Genomic DNA, 20679 nt, shown 5'->3' with positions numbered 1-20679 from the left:
CGCGCGCTTTGCGCTACAGTGCTTTCATCTAGCATTGGGGAGTTGCGCATGCCGCTGACACTGACCTTTACCGATACCGATGAATTGCTGATCGCCGCCTTGCACAAGCGTGCGCGCGCGCATGGCCGCAGCATCGAAGACGAGCACCGCGACATCTTGCGCAGCGCCTTGCGGCCGCTGCCGAAGCGTCCGCTCGACGATATTTTGCGCTGCATGCCCGACGTGGGGCACGATGCGGATTTCGAGCGCCGCACCTGACGTGCGATGTCCGCCTACCTGGTCGACACGGATGTGATCGTTGCGGTGCGCAAGGGCAGCGCGGCGCCGGAGGGCGTGCGCGCATTTTTCGAACGGGTGGCGCCGGAAATGCGCTATGTGCCGGTGCAGGTCATTGCGCAGCTGCGCGCAGGCATACAGCGCAGCTGGCGGCGCGAAGCGGCGCTGGAAGCACTGGCGCTGGAAGGTTGGCTGGAAGCCGTGCTGGCAGACTATGCGCCGCGGCTGCTGGAATTCGACCTCGATTGCGCCCTCGTGTGCGCGCGCCTGCATGCTCGCGGCCATGCGCATGGCGTCGATGGGCAGATCGCGGCGATGGGTATCGCTTATGGTTTGACGGTGGTCAGTGGCAGGCTCGACAGTTTCGCGGCGCAGGGGCTGCGCCTGGAAAATCCGTTTCGCTGAGAATTATTGCGGCTTGTTGTCTTCGTCCGCCAGCGGATCTTCGAACGGGTCGGCGGCGGGGATCGTGTATTTCTCTTCGGCCCAGGCGCCCAGGTCGATCTGCTTGCAGCGTTCCGAGCAGAAGGGGCGGAATTTGTTGGCTTCAGTCCATTCGACTTTGGCGGCACAGGTAGGGCAATTAACGACGGTCATGATGGGGCAAATAAGTAACAGTTAAAAATTACAGAGCGTGAGCTCGAATGGTACATCTTCTTCCAGCGGCTTGGGCTTCAAGTCGCCGCCCTGGGTGGTAAAGCGTACCCACAGCATATATTTATTGGCGGAAATTTCCGGGATGGCGCCGCTGCTTTCGTCCAGGCTCAGGCGCAGCATCTGGTATACCTTGCCTTGCAGCATTTGCTGGTAGCTGCCGCCATTGGCGATCAGTTTAACGGGTCCGCCGGAATCGCGCAGCAGGCGCAATACGAGGGCCAGCGCGTCGAACAGCGGGGCGAGCGGGGCGAACCAGGCGTGGATATCGGTCAAGCGCTGTTCCGAGCTGCGTTTTTGCCAGGCAAAGTAGGACGGCAAGTCGAATTCGCAGGCGCCGCCGGGGATGATGGTGCGGCCGCGGATGCTCATCAGCCATTCATTGTCGCGGATATTCTGCCCCGTCTTGCCTTGCGCCGCCACCAGGGCGCCGCTGACACTGTCGAGTTCGCCAAGGATGGCATCGAGCGTTTCCGGTTCCACATTTGGATTGCTGCGGTAACCGAGCAGGCTTTGGCGCTGGCGCTCGAGTTCCTGCAGCAGGTCGGACTTCAGGTCGGCGCGGCCAGCCACTTCGAGCATATCGAAAATAGTTGCCAAGGCAACATGGTGCTGCATTGCATGCTCTTGCTGGATGAAGAACTTGAATTTGTCGTACAGGTCTTCCAGCCGCAACAAGGTACGTATGCGTTCGTTGAAAGGGTATTCGTAGACAATCAAAATAATTCCCTTAAGTAAGGACCTGCAAACAATCCCGTGATTTTGAACCAAGCGTCGACAAATTACAAACGTTGCGGCCCGATTCCGGCCATTCTTTTTGAAAATGCCAGATATAAATCGTGCAACTGGGCAATCTGCGGCGCCAGGGCGGCCAAATCGCCATTATTGTCGATCACATCGTCCGCCGCCGCCAGGCGCATGGCGCGCGTGGCCTGCGTGGCCATGATGGCTTTGACTTGTTCTTCCGATAAGCCATTGCGCGCCATCACGCGCGACACTTGAAGGCTTTCCAGGCAATCGATGGCGAGAACTCGGTTGACGCGTTCTACCCATCCGCCGGACTCGACGAGCAGGGGGACGGCAAAGATCACGTAGTTGCCCGTCGCTTCGGCGGCCGCCGCCAGGGTCGCCTGGCGGATGCGCGGGTGCAGGATGGCTTCCAGTTTTGCCTTGGCGGCGGCGTCGGCGAATACCAGGTTGCGCATTTTTGCGCGGTCGAGGGCGCCGCGCGCATCGGCGTAGTCGGGGCCGAATTCCGCCACCAGGGCCGGCATGGCAGCGCCATTGGGCGCCGTCAGGCTGTGCGCGATCTGGTCCGTGTCGACGATGGAGGCGCCCAGCGCGGCGAACTGGTCGGCCACCGTGCTCTTGCCGCAACCGATGCCGCCGGTGAGACCCACGCTGAAATACGGTGCGTTATGTAGTTGCATGTGTTTTTCCATAGGGGCAGTGTTGCGCGGGTCAGCTGGTCAGGTCCAGTGTGAGGCGCGACAGGGGCGTGCCGTACAGCAGCGCGATCAGGCCTGCCGCCGCCAGGTAGGGGCCGAACGGAATCGGTTTGTCGCGCCCCCGCTTGGCAAACACGATCAGGCCGATGCCGACCACGGCGCCCACCAGCGACGACAACAGGATGATCGTCGGCAGCATGGTCCAGCCCAGCCACGCACCGAGCGCCGCCAGCAATTTGAAGTCACCATAGCCCATTCCCTCCTTGCCTGTCGCCAGCTTGAAGGCCCAGTACACGGCCCACAGGGCCAGATAGCCGGCGGCCGCGCCGATGACGGCGTCCTGCAGGGGCACGAAAGTGCCATTGATATTGATCAGCAAGCCGGCCCACAGCAGGGGGAAGGTGAGGTCGTCGGGCAGCATTTGCGTATCGGCGTCGATGAAGGTCATGGCGATCAGCAGCCAGGCAAACACGAGCGTGGCCAGGCCCGTCCAGCCGCTGCCGAAGTGCCAGATCAGGAGAGCCGACAGCGCGCCCGTCAGCAGCTCGACCAGCGGATAGCGCACGGAGATAGGGGCTTGGCAGGCGCTGCATTTGCCGCGCAGCAGCAGGTAGCTGATGACGGGAATGTTTTCCATGGCCGTGATGCGGTGGCCGCAAGCGGTGCAGTTCGAATGCGGCAGCATCAGGTTGTAGCGGTCCGTGTGCGGCAAGGGCAAGCCGCTTTCTTCCGCCACATAATTGTCGGATTCGCGCTGCATCATTTTCGGCACGCGGTGGATCACCACATTCAGGAAGCTGCCGACGATCAGGCCGAACAGGGCGGCAACGAGGGCGACGGGCAGATTGCCGGGCGCGGCGAACAGCAGGGTATCTTGCAGCATGGTGAACTTGTCTGAGGTGATGAATGTTGCCGTGCAAACATTGCCTGGCACTGCCGCAGTGTAAAACATCCGCCGGCACATGGGGACGTTTTAGGCGGGTGAATGGTCAAATCACGGCCCCCAGCTTGAAAATCGGCAAATACAGGGCGATCACGAGGGAACCGACGAGCACGCCAAGCACCACTATCAGCGCCGGTTCCAGCAGCGTGGAAAGGGTGGCCACGGTGGCGTCGATATCGGCCTCGATGATGTCGGCCGCGCGCGACAGCATGGCGTCGAGCGCGCCGGACTCCTCGCCGATCAGGGTCAGTTGCGTCAGCAAGGGAGGGAACACGCCGCTGTGTTCCATGGCCAGGGCCAGGCTGCCGCCGGCGCGGATTTCGCGTTCGATGCGCGTCGTCGCTTCCTGGTACAGCGCGTGGCCGGAGGCGGCGCCCACCAGGCCGAGCGAGTCGAGCAGCGGTACGCCGGCGGCGAACATGGCGGCCAAGGTGCGCGTCCAGCGGGCGATCGCCGCCTTGCGCAAGAGGGGACCGAACACGGGCAGGCGCAAGGCCTGCAGTTGGATGTTGCGCCGCCACGCGGGAGAGCGGCGCCAGGCCAGGTGCAGCAGCACGCAAGCGAGCACGAGCACCGCCAGCAAGGCCAGCCAGTAGCGGACAACAAACGCGGATACGCCCATGACGAGCAGGGTGGGCAGCGGCAAGGGCGCGCCGAAGCTGTCGAAGACCTGGCGGAAAGCGGGCACGACCACGCTCATGATGATGGCCGTGACGACGAAGGCGACGAGCACGATGGCCAGCGGATACATCAGCGCGCCGCGCACCTTCCGCCGCAGGGCGATGGCCTTTTCCTGGTGCGTGGCCAGGCGCGCCAGCAAGTCTTGCACGATGCCGGCCTGTTCGCCTGCCGCCAGCAGGTTGCAATACAGTTCGTCAAACAGCAGCGGGAACTGGCGGAAAGCCTGCTGCAGGCTGCTGCCCGCTTCGATGTCGTGGCGCAAGTCGCGCATCAGCGCCGTGATCGCGGGCTTGGCATGGCCCTTGCCGGCGATGTCGAAGGCGTGCAGCAGCGGCACGCCAGCCGCCATCATGGTCGACAGCTGGCGCGTAAACAGCGCGATATCCTTGCGCGTGATGGCCTTGCCCGGTGCGCTGCGCGCGGCCTGCACCCGGGTGGCCAGGATGCCCTGGCTTCTCAATGTGGCCTTGGCAGCGCAGGCGTCGGCGGCGCGCAAGACACCATCGACCGGCTTGCCATGGCGGTCCGTGCCCTTCCACGCAAAGCGCCGCTCGGCCGCCATGTGCACCTCCTGCCATCACGATAGCAGCGTCAGGCAAAAGTACCAGCGGCGCTGGCGGCAAGCTTGATGTGGCTCAGCCTTTTGTAGTTTGCACTTCCGTCTGCACAACGGCCTGGGCCTTGACGTCGGCCGCATCCTCCTCGTCGCTGTCCGTGCCCTTGCTGATGCTTTCGCCATCGTCGCGGCGCAAGGTCCAGAAGGTCAGCGAGGACAGCACCGTCAGAGCCGCCAGGGTGAGGAAGGCGTGATGCAGGGCCGTGCTGAGCATGGCGCGGTCCGACTGCGGCATGTCGCCCAGGTACCAGCCCGTGATCAGCGAACCGAAGGCGAGGCCAAAGCTCATCGACAGTTGCTGCATCGAGCTGGCGATCGTGCTGGCCATGCTCGAATCGTTCTTGTCGACGTCGGCATACGCGATGGTATTCATGCTGGAAAACTGCAGCGAATTGAAAAAACCCATGCACAGGCTGATGGCGACGATGACGTACAGGGACGTGCCCGCGCTCACCTGTGAAAACATGGCGATGGTCACGCCGATCAGCACGGTGTTGACGATCAGTACCTGGCGATAGCCGAAGCGGGCCAGCACGCGTGCGGAAATGAATTTCATGCCCATGGCGGCAGCGGCCGACGGCATCATAAGCAAGCCCGATTGCCAGGCGGGCAAGCCCAGGCCCAGCTGGTACAGCAGCGGCAGCAGGAAGGGCAGGCCGCCCACGCCCAGGCGCGTGACGAAGCCGCCCACCACGGAAACGCGGAAGGTGCGGATCTTGAACAGGGTCAGGCGCAGCAGCGGATGCAACACTTCGCTCGAATGCCAGACATACGCTGTCAGCAGGCTGATGGAGATGAACAGCAGCACGGCAAACGAGGTGCCGTCGATGCGGTGTTCGCCAAAAATTTCCAGCAGCCATGACAGCAGCGCGATGCCCGTGCCGAACAACACCAGGCCGATCAGGTCCAGCGGACGCGGCTTGTCGCCGTAGTAATCAGGCATGTAGCGGTGCGCCAGATACAGCGCCGCCAGGCCGACGGGCACGTTGACGAAGAAAATCTCGCGCCACGACAGCCAGTGCACGATCAGCCCGCCGACCGTGGGCCCCAGCAGGGGACCGATCAAAGCGGGGATGATGACGAAATTCATGGCCGCCAGCAGTTGCGACTTGGGAAAGGTGCGGATGATGGTGAGCCTGCCCACCGGCATCATCATGGCCGCGCCCACTCCTTGCAGCAGGCGCGCGGCCACCAGCATGGGCGCATTCACGGACAGGCCGCACAGGATGGAGGCGAGGGTAAAGATGGCGACGGCGGCGGAAAACACGCGCCGCGTGCCGAAACGGTCGGCCATCCAGCCGCTGATGGGAATGCACACGGCCAGGCTCAGGATGTAGCTGGTGACGACGGCTTTCAGGCTCAGCGGCGTCACGTTGAGGCTGGCGGCCATGGCGGGGATGGCGGTGTTGACGATGGTGGAGTCGAGTTGCTCCATGAACAGGGCGGTGGCGACCACCCAGGGAAGGTAGCTTTTAATCGGGGAACTGGTCATGGATGCGAGCCTGAAGAGGAGAAACGGAGCCGACAGTACGATGAATTGTCACATAAATGACGCAGGCGTGCCGCCCGCGCCTTCCCTTTTGGCAACATGCCGGGGGCGTAGTCCATGGAACATTTGTTCTATAGCAATAGATTGCGGGCAAGGCTAGCATGTGTTTTCTGGCTGCTCCTACCTCTTTTCCCTGAAAGTCACTCCACATGAAAAATGCACTTACGTTCCTTGTCCTGGGCGCGGCCCTGTCCGCATGCGGTGGCGGCAGCGATGGCGGCAGGCCAGCGACGCCGGTGACACCGCCGGCCGTCGTGACGCCTCCCGTCGTTCCCGCCGACAGCGTGACGGTGGCGTCAGTTGCCGTGGCCAGGGAGGCTGGCTTGAGCGTCATTGCCGGCGCCAGCGCCGATGAAAGCGTGTATGACGTGGCTGCCGATATCGGCGACACCTGGCGCATCACGTTCGACAGCGTCAAGAAAACCTATGCCATCCGCGTGCTGTCGACGCAGTTCGGCTTGAGCGACCGCAGCGGCACGTTTACCGCGTCCACCACCGGCAATCTCACCACTTACACGGCAACGGATTTCAGCGTCGCCGTCGATGCGCGCACGCGTCTTCTTTCTGGCAACATCAAATTGGGTAGTGTGGTCTCGACCGTCAGCGGCACCGGCTATGCGGTGGGTGACGTGGCCAAGCTGGCCGGCAACTATATCTTCCTGGGCGGCATGCGCAATGCCTCGAACGGCGGTGACCGTTTCAATCCGAAAGGCAGTCTCAAGATCGCTGCCGACGGGGCGGCCCAACTGTGCAATGGCGGCGTGTTCAACGCGCAAGGCGTGTGCTCGCCAGTATCGCCGCTGCTGGAAGCGGAAAACGCCAGCCTGACCCTGGTCAAGGATGCGAAGAACGGCTTGCTCGTCGCCCGCCAGGGCAGCCAGGACTTCGGCATCGTGCACGTGCATGCGGGGGACCGGGGGCTGGCGCTGTTCATCGACCGCTACAGCCGCAATCAGGAAAACGTCCTGCGCGTGGGCACCATCGTGGCGGCCAGACAGCAGAAAATCGGCACGGAAATCGATGGCAGCTACGCCTGTGCGGCGCAGGGTGGCACGACGGGCAAGATCGACATCGCCAGCAATGTGGCGACCATCACCAATAACGGCACGGGCAAGGTGCACGCGGAAAACGTGACCCTGAACAAGCTGGGCCTGGGTGCGCAGGCCGTCGATGTCGATGGCATCGCCGTGTTCAAGGACCCCGCCGACGTGCCGGCCGACTATGCGATGTTCATGCCCGTGTCATCGAGCATGGCCGTCGAATTTTCGACCGACCGTTCGTACATGGGCATGTGCCTGAAAAAATAATCGTTAGCGATTGATGCGATCCAGGGCCGCCAGCAGCGGGATGGCCGCATCGGCGATGCGTTCCAGGCTGGCCTCGCGCAGGGCGGCGGTATCCACCGTGTGGCCGGAGTCCAGCCCCGCCCAGCGCAGCAGCGCCGCACACACGGCGGGCGTGTCGAACATGCCGTGCAAATAGCTGCCGAGGATTTGCCCGTCGCCCGATACCGCTCCTTCCGGACGGCCGTCGATGAGGAAGGCCGGCTGCGCCAGCGCCGCGCCATGCGAGACACCCATGTGGATTTCATAGCCTGCCACGGGCGCAGCGGCCGCGCCGGCAAACGCGCAGTGGCCGCGCACCTGTTCCAGCCGCTTGTCGCGCGTCAGCTCCGTCGCCATGTCGAGCAATCCCAGCGCCTTTGACTCTCCCGCCGCGCCTTCCACGCCCAGCGGATCGCGTACGGACTGCCCCAGCATCTGGAAGCCGCCGCAAATGCCGAGCACCTTGCCGCCGTAGCGCAGGTGTTTTGCCAGGTAGGCGGGCCAGCCTTGCTGCTGCAGCCACGCCAGGTCGCCGCGCGTGTTCTTGCTGCCGGGGAGGATCACCAGGTCGGCCGCTGGAATCGGCTGTCCCTGTTTGATGAATTGCAGGTCGATATCGGGATGAGCGCGCAGCGCGTCGACATCCGTGTGGTTGCTGATGCGCGGCAGTTGCGGCACCACCACCTTGAAGGCGCCGCGTTCGGCCTGCATCGCTTCGACGGCGTCCTCCGCGTCGAGGAACAGGCCTTGCAGGTAGGGCAGCACGGCCAGCACGGGTTTGCCCGTCTGCTGTTCCAGCCACTCGATGCCGGGTTGTAGCAGCGAGATATCGCCGCGGAAGCGGTTGATGACGAAGCCAAGGATGCGCGCCCGTTCGCTGTCGGACAAACAGGCCAGGGTGCCGATGATGTGCGCGAAGACGCCGCCACGGTCGATGTCGGCCACCAGGATCACGGGACAGTCGACGGCTTCGGCAAAGCCCATGTTGGCGATGTCGCGCGCGCGCAAATTGACTTCGGCGGGGCTGCCCGCGCCTTCGACGACGACGGCGTCGTATTGCTGGCGCAAGCGCGCGTACGATTCCAGCACGGCGCCCATGGCGATGGTTTTATATTGCTGGTAGTCGCGCGCATCCATCTCGGCGCGCACCTTGCCGTGGATGATCACTTGCGCGCCCGTGTTCGATGAAGGCTTCAGCAGCACCGGATTCATGTCCGTGTGGGGCGCGATGCCGCAGGCCAGCGCCTGCAAGGCTTGCGCGCGGCCGATCTCGCCGCCGTCGCTCGTCACCGCGCTATTCAAGGCCATGTTTTGCGGCTTGAACGGCGCCACCGTCACGCCACGGCGTTTCAAGAGGCGGCACAGGGCCGCGACGACGGTGCTCTTGCCCGCGTCCGACGTCGTGCCTTGCACCATCAAGGCGGGGAAGGGACTCTTCATGCCTGCCGCTCTTTCTGATTCTCCTGCCACTGCGCGATGATGTCGCTGATCTGGCGCAAGCCTTGCGTGATGGCGGCCGGACCGGGCGAAAGAATGTCGGGCGACTTGATCTCGAACAGCATGTCATTGCGTACGGCGGGAATCGCATCCCAGCCCGGGCGTGCCGTCAGCTGCGCCGGCTGGAACTTCTTGCCGCACCAGGTGGCGATGATGATGTCGGGCGCGCGCCGCACCACCTCTTGCGGATCGGCGATGATGCGCTCTTTCGCGCCCGGCTGCGCGGACAATTCCGGGAAGGCGTCCGTGCCGCCGGCGATGCCGATCAATTCCGCCGCCCAGCCGATGCCGCTCATCAGGGGATCGTTCCACTCTTCAAAGTAGATCACGGGCTTGCGCGTCCAGGCCGCAGCGCGGGCCCGGGCGGCGGCGATGTCGGCGCGCAGGCTGGCGATCAGTGCGCGTCCCGCTTCCTCGCGCTGCACCAGCGCAGCCAGCACGGCGATCATGCGCAGGATGCCTTCCACCGTGCGCTGGTTGAACTGGTGTACCTCGATGCCGGCCTTGACGAGGTCGCGGCAGATATCGGCCTGCATGTCGCAAAAGCCGATCACGAGATCGGGCTGGACGGCCAGGATGCGCTCCAGGCTGGAAGAGGAAAAGCCGCTGATCTTGGTCTTTTCCTCGCGCGCGCGGGGCGGACGCACGGTAAAGCCGGAAATGCCCGCGATGACGTCTTCCGCGCCCAGCGCATACAGCGTCTCCACGGCTTCCGTCGACAGGCAGGCGATGCGCTGGTAGTGACTCGCTGCGTGACTCATGGAGCGGCCTTGGCGGCGGGCGTGTTGCGGCGCTGGCGTGCCACTTCCAGCTGCTCGCACATGGCGGCCGTGCCCTCGATCATGCGCGGGCCGGCGCGGTTCAGCAGGTCGCCGTTCAGGCGGAACAGGTTATTCTTGCGCACGGCCGTCATCGACGGGAAGGCGCGCCACATGGCCAGGCCGCCTTCGCTGCGCGGATCGCTTTTTTCGCTGGTGCCGAAGATGACTTCCGGGTCTTCCTGCAGCACGCCTTCCGGCGTGACGACGGGCGCCACCACCTTCATCGCGGCAAAGATATTTTGCGCGCCGCACACGCGCATGGAATCGCTGATGATGCTCGCGCCGCTCAAGGTATATAAAGGTTTGTCCCACACCTGGTAAAACACGCGCACGGGCGGGCGCTGCGTGTATTGCGCCGTCAGGCTGGCCAGTTTGGCGCGCAGCTGGGCCGCCGCCGGTTTGGAGGTTTTTTCCGTTCCCATCAGCTGCCCCAGGCGCTCCATGCTGTCGGGGATGTCGGCCAGCTTGCGCGGTTCGCTGTGATAGATGGGCACCTTCAGCTGGCGCAGCATGGCGATCTGGCGCTCGGCGCTGCCATGCATCCACACGACGATCAGGTCCGGCTTCAGGGCGATGATGCGTTCCATGTCGTACTGGCGGTTGTCACCCACTTGCGTGATCTTCTTTGCAGCTTCCGGGTAGTCGCTGTAGCTGACGACACCGGCGATCCTGTCGCCGCCACCGGCCGCGAACAGCAGTTCCGTCACATGCGGCGCCAGCGCCAGAATGCGCTGCGCCGGTTTTTGCACGGTGACGGTGTTACCGTCGTCGTCGCGCACGGTGATGGCGGCCTGCGCCTGCAGCGAAACCAGTCCGGCCAGTAGCAGTGCTGTTTTCAAGTGATTCATATGTGTTTCCATGTGGTGAGGGCCTGCTGCAGGCGCAGCCAGGAATGTTCGTCGGGGGGCAGGCCCAGGCGGATGCCGTGGGCGGCGTGGCGGAACAGGCGCACCCAGATACCCGCTTCCGCCATGTGGCGCCAGAATGCTTCGGCGCGCTCTTCCTGCCACCACTGGAACAGCGCCGTGCCGCTGCTGGCGATGCCGTGCGCTGCCAATAGCTGGCGCAGGCGCGTGCCTTCGCCGCGCAGGCGCTCGCGCATCGCGTCCTGCCAATGCGTGTCGGCGAGGGCGGCCAGCGCCATGTGCTGCGCCGGGCCGCTGACGGTCCACGGGCCCAGCATGTCGGCCAGCTGTGCCAGCAAGGCTGGAGAGGCGGCGACAAAGCCCAGGCGCAGTCCCGCCAGGCCGAAGAATTTGCCGACGGAGCGCAGCATGATGAGTCCCGGCCGGGCAGAGTGGGAGCCCAGGCTGGCGCACGATTCCGTATCGCCAAACGCTTCATCGACCACCAGCCAGCCGCCGCGCGCGGCCAGTTTGTCCGCCCACTCCAGCAGCAGCTCGGGCGCGATGCGCTCGCCCGTGGGATTGTTCGGGTTGCAGACGACCAGCACGTCGCAGCGGTCGACCGCTTTGGCCAGCTGCGCATACGGCACTTGGCGCAACTGGTGGCCGTGCTGGCCCCAGTGGTGCGCATGTTCCGCATACGACGGCGCGGCCACCACCACGCGCGACGGCGCGCGCAGCCGGGGCAGGGCCTGGATGGCGGCCTGCGTGCCGGCCACGGGCAGCATGGCTGGCGCGCCGTAATACGCGCAGGCGGCAGCGGCCAGCGCGGGATCGGCTTCCGGCAGCCGGTGCCAGGCGTTGGCGTTCGGTGCTGGCGCTGCATACCAGTGCGGGTTGATGCCGGTCGACAGGTCGATCCAGTCTTCCAACGGCCTGCCGTATTCGCGCGCGGCGTCGCGCAGGTTGCCGCCATGTTCAAGCAAGGTATTTTCCCTTCAGGTAGAACAGGCCTGCCAGCAGCGCCATCCAGGTCAGCCACAGCACGGCCGTTTCAGCCACCAGGCGCCAGGCGCGGTCGATATCGCGCGCTTCGGCGGGACGGCCACTACCCAAAGGCGGGCGGCGTTCCAGTTCGCCGTCGTAGATGGCGTCGCCGCCGAGGGCCAGGCCCAAGGCGCCGGCGCCGCTGGCCATCACGGGGCCCGCATTCGGGCTGCCCCAGTTGGGTGCCTGGCTGCGCCAGCACTGCCACGCGCGTTTTTTGTCGGCCACGGTCTTGCCCAGCAAGACGTACGACAGGGCCGTCAGGCGCGCCGGCAGATAATTCAACAGGTCGTCGATGCGCGCGGCGCAGCAGCCGAACCAGTTGTAACGTGCGTTGCGGTAGCCCCACATGGCGTCCAGCGTGTTCGCCAGGCGGAACAGCACGGCGCCGGGGCCGCCCGCCACGGCAAACCAAAACAGGGTGCCGAAGACGGCGTCGTTGCCGTTTTCCAGCAGGGATTCGGTGCTGGCCTTGGCCAGGCTGGCCGCGTCGGCATTGGCCGTGTCGCGGCTGACGATGCGCGCCGTCAGCAGGCGCGCGTTGTCCAGGTCATCGATGGCCAGGGCGTCGGCGATCGGCTGATTGTGGTCGCGCAGGCTGCGTAAACCCAGGCATAGATAGAGCAGGCAGACGTGGAGGGCGGCGCCCGCCAGGCCGCACAGCCAGTAGGTGGCACAGCTGATGGGGAGCACGGCCAGCGACCACGCCAGCGCGCCGCGCAGGAAGCGCCCACGGCCCCGGTTCAGCAGGCACTCCAGCGCGCTGGCGAGGCGGCCAAAGCCCACCAGCGGATGCCAGCGGCGCGTCTCGCCCAGCAGCAGGTCGAGCAGCACGCCGGCCGCCATCAAAGCAGCCAGCATGGGCAGCGACAAGCCGCTCAGCATGGGCCGCCTTTCAGGTGCAGCGGCAGGCCGGCGGCGACAAAGACAGCCTTGTCGCACACGGCCGCCACGGCCTGGTTCAAACGGCCCGCTTCATCGGTAAAGCAGCGCGAGATGGCGCCGTAGGGCACGATGCCCATGCCCACTTCGTTCGACACGAGAACGAGGTCGCAGCCGGTGTCTTCGCTTTCGGCCAGCGCATACAGCAGGTGCGCGCGCTCGCTGTGGAACAGCTCGGGCAGGGCGATGTCGCCTACGTCCGGATAGGTCTCGCCGCTGGAAAACATCAGGTTGGTCAGCCACAGGGTCAGGCAGTCGACCAGCAGCAGCCGGCCTGGCAGTGCTTCCCGCAGGATGGCGTCGCCCAGGCGCAGCGGTTCTTCCAGGGTTACCCACTCGGCTGGGCGTTGCGCTCGGTGGTGCCTGACGCGCGTGGCCATTTCAGCATCGCCCGCCTGCGCGGTGGCGATGTAGATCACTTCCTTGCCGGACTCGCGGGCCAGCGTTTCCGCATGGGCGCTCTTGCCGGAACGGGCGCCGCCGAAGACCAGGGTGCGCGTCATGGCGCTGTTACCACTCGGTGCCGATTTGCGCGCCGATGCCGGCCGCATAGGCATGCTTGACAACGGCCATTTCCGTGACGGTGTCGGCGATGGCGATCAGTTCGTCCGGAGCGCCGCGGCCCGTGATGACCACGTGTTGCATGGCCGGGCGTTCCAGCAGGTCGGCGATGACTTTATGCACGTCGAGGTAGTTGTATTTGAGGGCGATATTGAGCTCGTCGAACAGCACCAGGCCGTAGCTGGGGTCGGCCAGGAAGGTCTTCGCCTGTTCCCACGCCAGTTCGGCCTTTTCGATGTCGCGTTCGCGGTTTTGCGTTTCCCAGGTATAGCCTTCGCCCATCGCATGAAAACTGATTTCATCGGGGAAGCGGCGCAGGAATTTTTCTTCTCCCGTCGACATGGCGCCCTTGATGAACTGAACCACGCCCACTTTCATGCCGTGACCCATGGCGCGGATGGCCATGCCGAAGCCGCTCGAACTCTTGCCCTTGCCATTGCCCGTGTTGACGATGATGATGCCGATTTCCTTGTCGGCCTTGGCGATGGCCGCGTCGATGATGGCTTTTTTGCGTTCCATGCGTACGCGGTGGCGTTCGTTGATGGCCGCGGTGTCCGCATCGATTGTCTTCTTGTCGCTCATGTCAGTCCTCTTTCGGTATGAATATCTTGCGTTTGCCGTGATCGATGATCTCGATCGGGTGGCCCAGGTAGTCGCCCAGGATGGATGCCCGCATTACCTCGGCCACCGGACCGGCCAGCCAGCCGCCGTCGCCCATCAGCAGTAGCGCATGGGTCGAGACGCTGTGCGCGAGGTTCAGGTCATGCCCCACCATCACCACGGTTTTATTCTGTTCGCGGCACAGCTTTGACAGCAGGCCCATGACGCTGACCTGGTGCGCCAGGTCCAGCGCATTGGCCGGTTCGTCCAGCAGCAGCAAGGGCGTGTCCTGCGCCAGCATGGCGGCGATGGCCACGCGCTGGCGTTCGCCGCCGGACAGGCTGCGCACGTCGCGCTCGGCCAGGTGTTCCACTTCCATCGACGCCAGCGCCGCCAGGGCGATGCGCTGGTCGTCGCTGCCTTCCCAGTAATGGTTGTCGTGATATGGGTGGCGCGCCGACAGCACGGTTTCGATGACGCGGTACGAGAACGCATCGTGCCGCGCCTGCGCCAGGAAGGCCCGTTCGCGCGCCAGTTCGTCGAGCGGCCAGTCGACCAGGGCGCGGCCCTGTATGGTCACGTGGCCCGCATCCGGTTCGCGCAAGCCGGCCAGGGTGCGCAGCAAGGTGCTTTTTCCCGCGCCATTGCGGCCGATCACGCTCCAGCATTCGCCATCCCTGATTTGCCAGGTGAGGTTTTCCACGAGGGAGCGCGTGCCTGCCTTCAGGCCGAGTTGGTAGGTACGTATCATGTGCGTCGCAACCGGTGCAGTTGGTACAGGAAGACGGGCGCGCCTATCATGGCCGTGACCACGCCGACGGGCAGCTGTAACGGTGCCAGCACGGTGCGCGCAAGCGTGTCGGCCAGTACGAGGAAGGTGCCGCCGGCCAGCGCGGCAGCCGGTATCAACAGGCGATGGTCGGGGCCGCAGGCAAAGCGCAGCGCGTGCGGCACGATCAGGCCGACAAAGCCCACGCTGCCGGCACTGGTGACTGCGCTGGCCGTGAGCAGGCCGGAACAGAAGAACAGGCCCTTGCGCAGGGCGCCCACGCGCACGCCCAGGGTGCTGGCCGCTTCCGCGTGCAGCGCCATGACGTTCAGCGAGCGCGCGCAGCGCAGTGCGAAGACCAGGGCACCGGCCAGGACCAGCCAGGGCATCAGCCGCGCGGGCGCGCCGGACAGGTCGCCGATCATCCAGAACACCATGCTGCGCAAGCGGCTTTCCGGGGCGATGGAGAGCATCAGGGTGACGATGGCCATGCAGGCCGAGGCCAGGATCACGCCCGTCAGCAGCAAGAGCGAGGCGCCGCCTTCGGCCGCCGTGCCGCCGCGCAGGTCGCGGCGCGCAAAAAAGTACAGCAGCATGGACACCCCGACGGCGCCGGCAAACGCGGCCGCGTCGACGACCCACAGCGCGCACATGAACAGCAGCACGGCCAGCGCGCCGACGGAAGCGCCGGCGGAAATGCCCAGCACGTACGGATCGGCCAGGGGATTGCGCAGCAGCGCCTGCATCATCAGGCCGGCCAGCGACAGTGCCGCGCCGGTGACAAAAGCGGTCAGCGCGCGGCCAAGGCGCAGGTCGAGCAAGGTGGCGGCGAGGGTATCGGTCTTACCCTGCATGACATGGAACAGGGCGGAAGGCAGGTCGGCGAGCGGAATCGCGATCGAACCGATCATGCCGGAGAAAATCAGGCTGGCAACCGCGCACACGATCAGCACCGTGAGGATCACGGTGGCGCGGTGGCGCATATTGCGGAAAAATGGGTGCATGTACTGCCTTAAAAACGGGGACTGCAGAACTGCATCTGCGGGCGACGGCATGCCATCGCCCGCAGCTTACATCATTACGACGCGGTTACTTCATGCCGTAGCGTACGCCAACGAAGAGGTTCGAGCGTGGCGTCGCATAGAAACGGCCCAGTTCATAGTCTTTGTTGGTGATGTTGTTCCAGCGTGCCAGCACCGACCAGTCGCGTGCGAACTGGTAGGTGGTGTACAGGTTCAGCAAGCCATAGCCACCGAGGGTGGTCTTGTTGGCAGGATCTGCAAAACGTTTGTCCGACAACTGCCATTCCGTACCGGCGGTCAAAGGACCGGTCGTGTAATCGACAGCGAAATTGGCGTGCTTTTTCGCGCGGAGTGTCAGTTGCTTGTCAATGGATTCATTGCGTGGATCTTGCAGGTCGAGATTGCCACTGACGTTGAAGGCGCCGAACTTGTGCGCGCCAGCCAGCGTCACGCCTTCGAGCAGGGCTTTGTCGACATTCGTGCTGCAGCCATAGCCTGGTTTCCATCCAATAACTGGGCAAGCCGACACATAGTTGATCATATCGGTAATCTTGTTATGGTAGTAGATCGCGCTCAGTTGCGATTGGCCGTCGTTGTAGTGCAATCCAATTTCAGCATTGCGGCCTTTTTCTGGCTTGTTCGTGGGGGTGCCAAAATCAGGGTAGTAGAGATCGTTGAAGGTCGGTGCGCGGAAACTGGTGCCATAGCTGGCGTTGGCGCGCAAGGCATTGCTGAAACGATAGCCATAGGCGACGCTACCCGTGTTGTACGTACCAAACGCCGAGCTGTCGTCGCGACGGCCGCTGATGCTGGCCAGGTGGGCGCCGCGTACCAGGTTGTACGATGCCGCGAAAGACTTTGTATTGCGTCCGCCGGACAGGCCTTTGGTCGAGCTCACGACATCTTCGTCACGGTATTCACCCAGTAATTGCAAAGTATCACGGCCAATGAGAATATCGTTTTGCCAGCTGATGTCAGTTTGCTTGGTGTCGAACTGGCTTCTGCCGGAGGAGCCGAGCGCGGAAACTGAGGTAAGTTTGTCCTTCGATTCTGCGTAGCGCAGCTCGCTGGTCCAGTTCGGCAAGAACTGGTTCTTCGTGAAGACAGAGGCGCTTTCCTGCTTATTGTAGTTGCGTGCGTCGAAGTTCAAGCCCGCATCGTATTGTGCATCCAGTTTGCTGTTCAGGAAAACCAGGCCGACGTCATGTCCCTTCGCCATCTGATAACCAAACTGGCCGCTGACGCTTTCTTTGTCGTAGCCGTCTTTATCGCCGTTATAGGAAGAATTACCAGGTTTGGTGGCGGAATAGCCATCTGATTTTTCCTTGCCCGCGGTCAGCGCGTAGCTGAAACTGTTGTTGCCACCGGTAGAGCCGGCAACGCTGGCTTCCACCTGGCGGGTGCTGTCGCGGCCGTAGCCGGCGAAGGCGGAAAAGCGCGTCGCGCCGTCGCCTTTCTTGGTAAAGATCTGGATCACGCCGCCGACGGCATCGGCGCCATACATGGTGCTCAGTGGGCCGTAGACGATTTCAACGTGGTCGATGCTCGACAGCGGCAGGGCGCTCCAGTTGGCAGCGCCCGATGTGGCGGAGCCAATGCGCACGCCGTCGACCAGCACGATATTCTGGTTGCTGTTCGCGCCGCGAATGAATACGCTCGAACTTGTGCCTGGGCCGCCATTGCGATTGACTTCGATGCCGCGCTGCTTTTGCAGCAGGTCGATCAGCGTACCGGCGCCCGAGCGCGCGATGTCTTCCGAGCTGATGGTCTGCGTATCGCTCAATACTTCGCTCAGATGCTGCGGGTAGCGGTTGGCGGTAACGACGATGGGATCGAAGGTGTCTGGCGTGGCTTGGGCGAAAGCGGCAGGCGCGGCAATGGCTAGCGCGAGCGACGTGAGGGCCGCGTGGCGGGAAACAGCATGGGTCATGATAATTTTCAGTAAGTAATATGCAACCAGCCGACGTCCCCGTAGGCCAGATTGAACAGAAGTGGGAACTGAAGATGACGATCGAAGACGGCCAGTCGGCCATTCGGATCGCGAACATCCCCGTTCGCACACTTCCACCTGTCCTGGCCGGTATCCGGGCTGGCAAGTACGGCTATCTCACCTTCCCATGCTCGATGATTGCAAGCACAGTGGTTGTCAGAGATAGCTTGTCGCCCGTTTCCGGTAGGGAGGGGCGACACTTGCTTACCGTTGCGGGGGCAGCACACGCTCGCCGCGATCGCGGCATCGTGTTTCCCGTTTAACTGCGCTCATGGACATGAACGCGGGCACCAAAACCCCGCCATTATACGTGCAGCAGGCATGGACTGACATGGTCGGCTGGACAATTCAGTATCAGAAATCGACGACGACCGTCGCACCGTAGGCGATTTTATGGGCAGAATGGGCGGCCAGCAGGGCTGTTTCCTCCAATGGCAGCCGGGCTTGCAGTGCCGACAGCAGGCGGATGGTGCCCGCATGGCAGATGATGACGACCGTTTCGTGTTGTTCGCGCAACAGATCGCCTAGAAACGCGTCGATGCGGGCGGCCATCGCCAGCACGTTCTCGCCCCCGCCGGGGCGGTGCCAGGCCAGGTCGGCTGCCCAGGCATCGATTTCCGCGCGCGCAATCGCGTGCCAGGGCTGCATTTCCCACGCGCCGAAATCCATCTCCGCCAGCCGCGCGTCGAAGCGCAGGGCGCTTGCGGGCAAGTCCTGCGCCAAGGCTGTCGCCAGGTCGGCACAGCGGCGCAGCGGACTGGTATACAGCGGTACATGCGGCGGCAAGGTTGCCTGCAAGCTGGCGCGCACCGTGGCCATTTCGTGCGGCGCCACCGCCACGTCGCTGCGGCCATAGCAGGTGCCGCTGCTCACTTGCGGTGCGGGGTGGCGGACTAGGATCAGGCGCATGCTGGCTTAATAGAAGCGCACGGGAGGCTGGAAGCTGGAGAGGATGGCCAGATAGACCGCCACTTCCGCCACCTGCTGCACGGCGCCCAGGCAGTCGCCCGTGTAGCCTTGCAGGCGGCGCTGGCATTTGCGGCCCAGCCAGAAAGCGGCAGCTGCCGTCACCACGACGGCAAAGACCAGCGTGGCCCAGTCGAATATCCCCAGAGCGCCGCACACGATGACGGGCAGCAGGCCGCAGACGGTGGCGATGATGAATTCACCCGTGCGCATTTCCTGCGCCATGGGCTTGGACTTGCCTTCGTCGCGTGCATAGTCCATGAACCGGATCAGCGAGACGGCGGCCAGGCGGGACAAAGGATGGGCGATGCACAGTGTCGCCACGACGATGTGTGGCGGCAACGAGGCCAGCGCCGTGCACTTGATGGCCAGCAGGCAGACGATGCCGATGGCGCCATACGCGCCAATGCGCGAGTCCTTCATGATTTCCAGTACACGCTCGCGCGTCAAGCCGCCGCCAAAGCCGTCGCACATGTCGGCGAAACCATCTTCATGGAAGGCGCCCGTCAGGTAAATGCCGGCGGCGATGGCCAGCAGCACGGCCACCGCAGAAGGCAGCAGCCAGCTGGCCAACAGATACACGGCGCCACTGATGGCTGCCACCACCAGACCCACCAGGGGGAAGTAACGCGAGGCGTGCTGCAGCCAAGCCGGCTCGAAACCCACCCAGCGCGGGATGGGCAGGCGCGTGAAGAACTGCAGCGCGATGAAGAACAGACGGCACTGGTGGATTGCGGCGGAAACGGGATTGGCCATAGTATTAGTCTGGCGTGGACTTTTCGCTGACCTGGGCCGAGGCGAAGGTCGCCATCTCGCGCATGAAGTTGACGGCCGCGTGCAGCAGCGGCAAGGCCAGCGCGGAACCCGTGCCTTCACCGAGGCGCAAATCGAGGTGCAGTAGCGGACGCGCGCCAAGGCTGGCCAGCAGTTGGCGGTGACCGTTTTCATCGGAGCAGTGCGAAAACACGCAGTAATCGAGAATGGCTGGCTGCAAACGGGCCGCCACCAGCAGGGCGCTGCTGACGATGAAGCCATCGATCAGCAGAATCATGCGCCGTTCGGCCGCCTTCAGCATGGCGCCGGCCATCATGGCGATCTCGAAACCGCCAAAGGTGGCCAGCACGTCGAGCGGCTCATCGACTGCCGCATGATGGGCGACGGCCGCTTCGATCACTTGCTGTTTATGTAGTACGCCTTCTTTCGACAGGCCCGTGCCGGCGCCGACGCAATCGGCAACGGGCGTGCCGGTCAGCTTGTGCATCAGTGCTGCCGCGGCCGTGGTGTTGCCGATGCCCATTTCGCCAAAGCCCAGCACATTGCCGACCAGGCTGGCGACCAGGCCCATCCCCGCCTGCATGGCGGCCAGGCACTGTTCCCGGCTCATGGCGGGCTCTTTGGCAAAGTTGCGGGTGCCGGGACCTTGTTTATGGTCAAGCAAGCCGTCGCGCGGGCCGAAATCGTGGTTCACGCCCGCGTCTACTATATATAAGGCGCAATCGTTCTGGCGGGCAAAGACATTGATGGCGGCGCCGTTGCCCAGGAAGTTTTCCACCATCTGCCAGGTAACGCTTTGTGGATAGGCAGAAATGCCCTCGGCGACGACGCCATGGTCGGCCGCGAAAACGATGATGGCGGGCTGGTGCAGCGCCAGTTGCGTACTTTGCTGGATCAGGCCGATTTGACGGGCCAGGGTTTCCAGCATGCCAAGGCTGCCCAATGGCTTGGTCTTGCTGTTGATGGCGTGTTCAAGTGCGCTGGCCAGGGCGGGATTGGCGGTCGGGCTGATGTGTGGGATAGGCATGGGAATCTATGTGGATGAGGCAGGGTATGGTCGGCGCTACGATATCACACAGCAATATTTACCCAACTGCAAAATAGCGCTTGCGGGGTGCGCAGGGCACGGCTATAATTCCCCCCCTCGCTGAACGACGCATGCAAATGCAGCGTAAAGTGAGAAAAGTTTTTAAGCGCAATGCGCTGAAAAACGGGGTTGACGGAGGTAGCGAAATGCTTCATACTCTTCCTTCTTCGCAGCTGACAAACACAACGCTTTGTCGATAGCGCGAAAGCAGTACCGAATACAGTTCTTTAACAATTAACAGTCGATAAGTGTGGGCATTTGATGTC

General features: G+C 63.7%; 23 protein-coding genes and 1 riboswitch. Of the genes, 3 read left to right on the top strand and 20 right to left on the bottom strand.

The window, feature by feature from the left end; genetic code table 11:
• The first annotated feature begins 48 nt into the window (after nucleotides 1-48).
• Complete coding sequence (locus tag O0879_RS26165) at nucleotides 49-258, top strand: DNA-binding protein (RefSeq protein ID WP_289919554.1); 210 nt, start codon at nucleotides 49-51, stop codon at nucleotides 256-258.
• A 6-nt stretch (nucleotides 259-264) separates the two neighbouring features.
• On the top strand, nucleotides 265-681 hold the full coding sequence (locus O0879_RS26160) for a PIN domain-containing protein (RefSeq protein WP_289919552.1): 417 nt from the start codon (nucleotides 265-267) through the stop codon (nucleotides 679-681).
• Nucleotides 682-684: 3 nt separating this feature from the next.
• Here O0879_RS26160 and yacG read toward each other — a convergent pair whose 3' ends face one another.
• The 6 genes from yacG to O0879_RS26130 form a co-directional block, all read right to left on the bottom strand.
• Complete coding sequence (gene yacG, locus O0879_RS26155; RefSeq protein ID WP_034748814.1) at nucleotides 685-876, bottom strand: DNA gyrase inhibitor YacG; 192 nt, start codon at nucleotides 874-876, stop codon at nucleotides 685-687.
• Between the two features lie 18 nt (nucleotides 877-894).
• Nucleotides 895-1650, bottom strand: coding sequence for a cell division protein ZapD (gene zapD, locus O0879_RS26150; protein ID WP_077399896.1), 756 nt, complete (start codon nucleotides 1648-1650; stop codon nucleotides 895-897).
• Between the two features lie 62 nt (nucleotides 1651-1712).
• On the bottom strand, nucleotides 1713-2360 hold the full coding sequence (gene coaE, locus O0879_RS26145; RefSeq protein WP_289919550.1) for a dephospho-CoA kinase: 648 nt from the start codon (nucleotides 2358-2360) through the stop codon (nucleotides 1713-1715).
• Nucleotides 2361-2391: 31 nt separating this feature from the next.
• On the bottom strand, nucleotides 2392-3261 hold the full coding sequence (locus O0879_RS26140; RefSeq protein ID WP_289919548.1) for an A24 family peptidase: 870 nt from the start codon (nucleotides 3259-3261) through the stop codon (nucleotides 2392-2394).
• 106 nt (nucleotides 3262-3367) lie between these two features.
• A complete protein-coding gene (locus O0879_RS26135; protein ID WP_289919547.1) occupies nucleotides 3368-4564 on the bottom strand; it encodes a type II secretion system F family protein in 1197 nt (398 codons plus the stop codon).
• Nucleotides 4565-4637: 73 nt separating this feature from the next.
• Nucleotides 4638-6110: a DHA2 family efflux MFS transporter permease subunit gene (locus tag O0879_RS26130; RefSeq protein WP_289919546.1), complete on the bottom strand. Its 1473-nt coding sequence runs from the start codon at nucleotides 6108-6110 to the stop codon at nucleotides 4638-4640.
• Between the two features lie 206 nt (nucleotides 6111-6316).
• On the opposite strand from O0879_RS26130, the gene O0879_RS26125 reads away from it, so the two are divergent.
• Nucleotides 6317-7474 (top strand): hypothetical protein, encoded by a 1158-nt coding sequence (locus O0879_RS26125; protein WP_289919544.1) that lies wholly within the window; start codon nucleotides 6317-6319, stop codon nucleotides 7472-7474.
• A gap of 3 nt (nucleotides 7475-7477) precedes the next feature.
• On the opposite strand, the gene O0879_RS26120 is transcribed toward O0879_RS26125, so the two are convergent.
• The 14 genes from O0879_RS26120 to O0879_RS26055 all read right to left on the bottom strand — a co-directional run bounded on the left by O0879_RS26120 (nucleotide 7478) and on the right by O0879_RS26055 (nucleotide 20568).
• Nucleotides 7478-8932: a cobyric acid synthase gene (locus O0879_RS26120; RefSeq protein WP_289919542.1), complete on the bottom strand. Its 1455-nt coding sequence runs from the start codon at nucleotides 8930-8932 to the stop codon at nucleotides 7478-7480.
• Nucleotides 8929-9750 carry an ABC transporter substrate-binding protein gene (locus O0879_RS26115; protein WP_289919540.1) on the bottom strand — a complete coding sequence of 274 codons (822 nt, stop codon included), beginning with the start codon at nucleotides 9748-9750 and terminating at the stop codon, nucleotides 8929-8931. The genes O0879_RS26120 and O0879_RS26115 overlap by 4 nt, the downstream gene beginning before the upstream one ends.
• Nucleotides 9747-10658, bottom strand: coding sequence for a cobalamin-binding protein (locus O0879_RS26110; RefSeq protein ID WP_289919537.1), 912 nt, complete (start codon nucleotides 10656-10658; stop codon nucleotides 9747-9749). The genes O0879_RS26115 and O0879_RS26110 overlap by 4 nt, the downstream gene beginning before the upstream one ends.
• The gene (gene cobD, locus O0879_RS26105; protein ID WP_289919536.1) at nucleotides 10655-11641 is read right to left on the bottom strand and encodes a threonine-phosphate decarboxylase CobD; all 987 of its coding nucleotides are present in this window, start codon (nucleotides 11639-11641) and stop codon (nucleotides 10655-10657) included. The genes O0879_RS26110 and cobD overlap by 4 nt, the downstream gene beginning before the upstream one ends.
• Entirely contained in the window at nucleotides 11634-12587 is a 954-nt protein-coding gene (gene cbiB / locus O0879_RS26100; protein WP_289919535.1) for an adenosylcobinamide-phosphate synthase CbiB, read from the bottom strand. The genes cobD and cbiB overlap by 8 nt, the downstream gene beginning before the upstream one ends.
• Nucleotides 12581-13147, bottom strand: a complete 567-nt coding sequence (cobU, locus tag O0879_RS26095) for a bifunctional adenosylcobinamide kinase/adenosylcobinamide-phosphate guanylyltransferase (RefSeq protein ID WP_289919534.1) — start codon at nucleotides 13145-13147, stop codon at nucleotides 12581-12583. Before cobU ends, cbiB begins: the two co-directional genes overlap by 7 nt.
• Before the next feature lie 7 nt (nucleotides 13148-13154).
• On the bottom strand, nucleotides 13155-13787 hold the full coding sequence (gene cobO, locus O0879_RS26090; protein WP_099665407.1) for a cob(I)yrinic acid a,c-diamide adenosyltransferase: 633 nt from the start codon (nucleotides 13785-13787) through the stop codon (nucleotides 13155-13157).
• Nucleotide 13788: 1 nt separating this feature from the next.
• Complete coding sequence (locus tag O0879_RS26085; protein ID WP_289919533.1) at nucleotides 13789-14556, bottom strand: ABC transporter ATP-binding protein; 768 nt, start codon at nucleotides 14554-14556, stop codon at nucleotides 13789-13791.
• On the bottom strand, nucleotides 14553-15578 hold the full coding sequence (locus O0879_RS26080) for an iron ABC transporter permease (protein ID WP_289919532.1): 1026 nt from the start codon (nucleotides 15576-15578) through the stop codon (nucleotides 14553-14555). Before O0879_RS26080 ends, O0879_RS26085 begins: the two co-directional genes overlap by 4 nt.
• A gap of 85 nt (nucleotides 15579-15663) precedes the next feature.
• Nucleotides 15664-17526, bottom strand: coding sequence for a TonB-dependent receptor (locus tag O0879_RS26075; RefSeq protein WP_289919530.1), 1863 nt, complete (start codon nucleotides 17524-17526; stop codon nucleotides 15664-15666).
• Between the two features lie 127 nt (nucleotides 17527-17653).
• Nucleotides 17654-17896: riboswitch (cobalamin riboswitch) on the bottom strand.
• 44 nt (nucleotides 17897-17940) lie between these two features.
• Nucleotides 17941-18495 (bottom strand): histidine phosphatase family protein, encoded by a 555-nt coding sequence (locus O0879_RS26070; protein ID WP_289919529.1) that lies wholly within the window; start codon nucleotides 18493-18495, stop codon nucleotides 17941-17943.
• A gap of 6 nt (nucleotides 18496-18501) precedes the next feature.
• A complete protein-coding gene (locus O0879_RS26065) occupies nucleotides 18502-19308 on the bottom strand; it encodes an adenosylcobinamide-GDP ribazoletransferase (RefSeq protein WP_289919526.1) in 807 nt (268 codons plus the stop codon).
• Between the two features lie 4 nt (nucleotides 19309-19312).
• A complete protein-coding gene (cobT, locus tag O0879_RS26060) occupies nucleotides 19313-20353 on the bottom strand; it encodes a nicotinate-nucleotide--dimethylbenzimidazole phosphoribosyltransferase (RefSeq protein ID WP_289919524.1) in 1041 nt (346 codons plus the stop codon).
• Between the two features lie 44 nt (nucleotides 20354-20397).
• Nucleotides 20398-20568 carry a hypothetical protein gene (locus O0879_RS26055; protein ID WP_289919523.1) on the bottom strand — a complete coding sequence of 57 codons (171 nt, stop codon included), beginning with the start codon at nucleotides 20566-20568 and terminating at the stop codon, nucleotides 20398-20400.
• Nucleotides 20569-20679 lie beyond the last annotated feature (111 nt).

Origin of the sequence: Janthinobacterium sp. SUN120, from assembly GCF_030397735.1 — a bacterium.
GTDB lineage: Bacteria > Pseudomonadota > Gammaproteobacteria > Burkholderiales > Burkholderiaceae_D > Janthinobacterium > Janthinobacterium kumbetense.
Note: the sequence above shows the minus strand (reverse complement) of the source record. Positions and strands in the feature narration are given on the sequence as shown.

What these genes read in the sequence shown, in the direction of transcription:
- O0879_RS26120 (WP_289919542.1), bottom strand. Translation starts at nt 8,932, where the DNA reads ATGAAGAGTCCCTTCCCCGCCTTGATGGTGCAAGGCACGACGTCGGAC.
- O0879_RS26165 (WP_289919554.1), top strand. Translation starts at nt 49, where the DNA reads ATGCCGCTGACACTGACCTTTACCGATACCGATGAATTGCTGATCGCC.
- O0879_RS26065 (WP_289919526.1), bottom strand. Translation starts at nt 19,308, where the DNA reads ATGGCCAATCCCGTTTCCGCCGCAATCCACCAGTGCCGTCTGTTCTTC.
- cobU (WP_289919534.1), bottom strand. Translation starts at nt 13,147, where the DNA reads ATGACGCGCACCCTGGTCTTCGGCGGCGCCCGTTCCGGCAAGAGCGCC.
- O0879_RS26115 (WP_289919540.1), bottom strand. Translation starts at nt 9,750, where the DNA reads ATGAGTCACGCAGCGAGTCACTACCAGCGCATCGCCTGCCTGTCGACG.
- O0879_RS26135 (WP_289919547.1), bottom strand. Translation starts at nt 4,564, where the DNA reads ATGGCGGCCGAGCGGCGCTTTGCGTGGAAGGGCACGGACCGCCATGGC.
- O0879_RS26075 (WP_289919530.1), bottom strand. Translation starts at nt 17,526, where the DNA reads ATGACCCATGCTGTTTCCCGCCACGCGGCCCTCACGTCGCTCGCGCTA.
- O0879_RS26125 (WP_289919544.1), top strand. Translation starts at nt 6,317, where the DNA reads ATGAAAAATGCACTTACGTTCCTTGTCCTGGGCGCGGCCCTGTCCGCA.
- O0879_RS26110 (WP_289919537.1), bottom strand. Translation starts at nt 10,658, where the DNA reads ATGAATCACTTGAAAACAGCACTGCTACTGGCCGGACTGGTTTCGCTG.
- O0879_RS26080 (WP_289919532.1), bottom strand. Translation starts at nt 15,578, where the DNA reads ATGCACCCATTTTTCCGCAATATGCGCCACCGCGCCACCGTGATCCTC.
- coaE (WP_289919550.1), bottom strand. Translation starts at nt 2,360, where the DNA reads ATGCAACTACATAACGCACCGTATTTCAGCGTGGGTCTCACCGGCGGC.
- cobO (WP_099665407.1), bottom strand. Translation starts at nt 13,787, where the DNA reads ATGAGCGACAAGAAGACAATCGATGCGGACACCGCGGCCATCAACGAA.
- O0879_RS26055 (WP_289919523.1), bottom strand. Translation starts at nt 20,568, where the DNA reads ATGAAGCATTTCGCTACCTCCGTCAACCCCGTTTTTCAGCGCATTGCG.
- cobT (WP_289919524.1), bottom strand. Translation starts at nt 20,353, where the DNA reads ATGCCTATCCCACACATCAGCCCGACCGCCAATCCCGCCCTGGCCAGC.
- O0879_RS26130 (WP_289919546.1), bottom strand. Translation starts at nt 6,110, where the DNA reads ATGACCAGTTCCCCGATTAAAAGCTACCTTCCCTGGGTGGTCGCCACC.
- O0879_RS26085 (WP_289919533.1), bottom strand. Translation starts at nt 14,556, where the DNA reads ATGATACGTACCTACCAACTCGGCCTGAAGGCAGGCACGCGCTCCCTC.
- O0879_RS26160 (WP_289919552.1), top strand. Translation starts at nt 265, where the DNA reads ATGTCCGCCTACCTGGTCGACACGGATGTGATCGTTGCGGTGCGCAAG.
- O0879_RS26140 (WP_289919548.1), bottom strand. Translation starts at nt 3,261, where the DNA reads ATGCTGCAAGATACCCTGCTGTTCGCCGCGCCCGGCAATCTGCCCGTC.
- O0879_RS26070 (WP_289919529.1), bottom strand. Translation starts at nt 18,495, where the DNA reads ATGCGCCTGATCCTAGTCCGCCACCCCGCACCGCAAGTGAGCAGCGGC.
- cbiB (WP_289919535.1), bottom strand. Translation starts at nt 12,587, where the DNA reads ATGCTGAGCGGCTTGTCGCTGCCCATGCTGGCTGCTTTGATGGCGGCC.